Source organism: Nonomuraea insulae (assembly GCF_042656245.1).
Genome location: NZ_JBHSPA010000055.1, coordinates 1 through 2,321, shown reverse-complemented (window position 1 = coordinate 2,321; position 2,321 = coordinate 1). Strand labels below are relative to the sequence as shown.

At 65.7% G+C, this 2,321-nt stretch carries 2 protein-coding genes; one reads left to right on the top strand and one right to left on the bottom strand.

The genetic code is table 11. The features are described 5' to 3' along the window. A partial coding sequence (locus tag ACFPZ3_RS41560; protein ID WP_379519870.1) for an NUDIX hydrolase occupies window positions 1-282 on the bottom strand: 282 nt, incomplete at its 3' end. 166 nt (window positions 283-448) lie between these two features. Here ACFPZ3_RS41560 and ACFPZ3_RS41555 point away from each other — a divergent pair. Continuing rightward, entirely contained in the window at window positions 449-1,918 is a 1,470-nt protein-coding gene (locus tag ACFPZ3_RS41555) for an ATP-binding protein (protein ID WP_379519869.1), read from the top strand. Window positions 1,919-2,321: the final 403 nt, after the last annotated feature.

The following is a 2,321-nucleotide window of genomic DNA, read 5'->3' as shown; positions in this document are numbered from 1 at the left end:
GGTCTCTTCTTCGACCTCGCGGGCGGCGGCCACGATCGGTTCCTCTCCATCCTCGATCTTGCCGATCGGGATCTCCCAACCCCAGGTGTCTGTGATGAAGCGGTGCCGCCAGATGAGCAGGACGCGGTTCTGATCGTCGGTGACGACCGCACCGGCTCCGGGTGCGGTACGGATGAGCCGGTGATCGAGATGCGTGCCGTCCGGAAGCTCCACGTCAGCTACCCGAACGTCAAGCCAGCGGTCGGTGTAGAGCGGTTCTTCCGAGTGCACCTGCCAGCGCATGCGACTGCTCCCCTGGGTGGACGCCTGGACCGGCACCACGCTACAAGGGGATGCCTGCCTGCAGCCTCGCGCGAGCGACAAACGCCTTGACCGGTTGTGTGTCTGGGAGATAATGATAGTTTTAACTATCATAGCTATGCCTATCATTATCGACAGGGAGGCTTCGATGCTCAGAAAGCCGACTCGTCTGTTCGGTCGTGACACCGAGTGGGAAGAGCTGGCCGACTTCGTCACGGCCCCCTCGTCGGGCGCCACTTTGGGGCTCGTGTACGGGCGCCGCCGCCAGGGCAAGACGCTCATGCTCGAACTTCTCGCGCAGGAAACCGGCGGCCTGATCTTTGGTGCCACGCAACAGACCGAGGCACAGAACCTTGCAGATCTTGGCGTCGCCTACGCCGACTACCGTGGCCTCCGGCGGCCGGAGCCCTTCGGCAACTGGCGTGAGGCACTCGACGAGCTTCTCCGTCTCGGCGAAGAACGAGCCACGCCGGTGATCATTGACGAGTTCCCCTATCTCGTCTCGACCACCCCAGCGCTTCCGTCGTACTTGCAGCAGGCGCTCAGTCCGACAAGTCATGCGAAGGAGCACACCCGAACCCGCATGATCCTCTGCGGCAGCGCGCTCACCACGATGGCCCAGTTGCTGGGCGGAGGGGCTCCTCTGCGGGGGCGGGCCGTACTCGAACTGGTCGTGCGGCCCTTCGGGTTCCGTGACGCGAGCGTCTTCTGGGGGCTGGAGGGCGATCCCGAACTGGCTTTCCGGGTCAACGCACTGGTCGGCGGTACGCCTGCGTACCTGGAAATGTGCGGCGGATCAGGGCCGGCCGACCTCGGCGCCTTCGACCGATGGGTACAGCGACGCCTGCTGAACCCCGCCTCGGCGATGTTCCGAGAAGGTGGACTGTTGCTGCGCGAGGAGCCGTCGATCACCGATCCCACCTCATATACCTCCGTGCTGACCGCCATCAGTGAGGGCAACCACCGCCGCTCGGAGATCGCCGCAGCGCTCGGGCGGCCAGCCGGGGCGTTGGCTCATCTGCTCACCGGATTGCAGGACATCGGCCTGATCGAGCAAGTAGACGACGCGCTGCGACAGAAACGGAGCGTGTTCAAGGTCGCAGAACCGATCGTCCGGCTCCATCAGTTGGTCACGCAGCGGCGAGAGCATGAACTGGTCGCCGGTCGGGCCGACCGGGTCTGGCAGGCCAATGCCGACACGGTCGCTTCCAAGATCTACGGCCCGCACTTCGAGGACCTCGCCCGCGAATGGTGCTTCCTGCACGCCTCCAGCGACACGCTGGGCGGAGTCGCGAGTGCCGTACGTCCCAGCGATGTCTCATGTCGCGCTCACCGGCAGGGGCATGAGCTCGACATCGTGGTGACGGAGACGAACTCGTCCGCTCCTGACCGGATCACCGCGATCGGTGAGGTCAAGGGCACCCTCTCGCCCATGGACGCCCGGCAACTCCAGCGGCTGGAACATCTGCGTGCCCTGCTGCCGGACGCCCAGGTGGATCGGCCGCCCAAGCTGCTGTTGTTCGCTCGCTCGGGGTTCGCCGAGGACCTGAGGGAGGCCGCGCGGGGGCGGGCCGATGTGGAGCTGATCGATCTCCATCGCCTGTATCACGGTGAGTGATGGCATCAATGCGGAAGCTGGAATGCTCTATCGGGACGCCTGTCAACGACGGCACAATCCTGGTTCAGGCACACATTCCGACATGCTCGGCGGCCCGATGCGCTGGGCGTTGTCAGCACGGAATATGTGTGATGCTCGGGGTCGCAGATGCCGTTGGTCGGCTGCGCGTGGAGCCGCGGCCTCAGAGGGTCGGGTCGCCAGCCGGTCTCCTCTTCGACCTCACGGGCGGCGTCACACCCGCAGAACGGTGACCTGGCGGCCGGATGGCGTGGTCGCCTGCTCGAAAGCGCCTCGTTCCTTCCATGGCGGGGCTTCGGGGCGCCGGTCGAAGATCACCAGCGCTCCGGTGGGGAGGGTGAGGCGGTCCAGGTAGCGGTCGAGTTGCGCGAGGCCGTCGGGCATC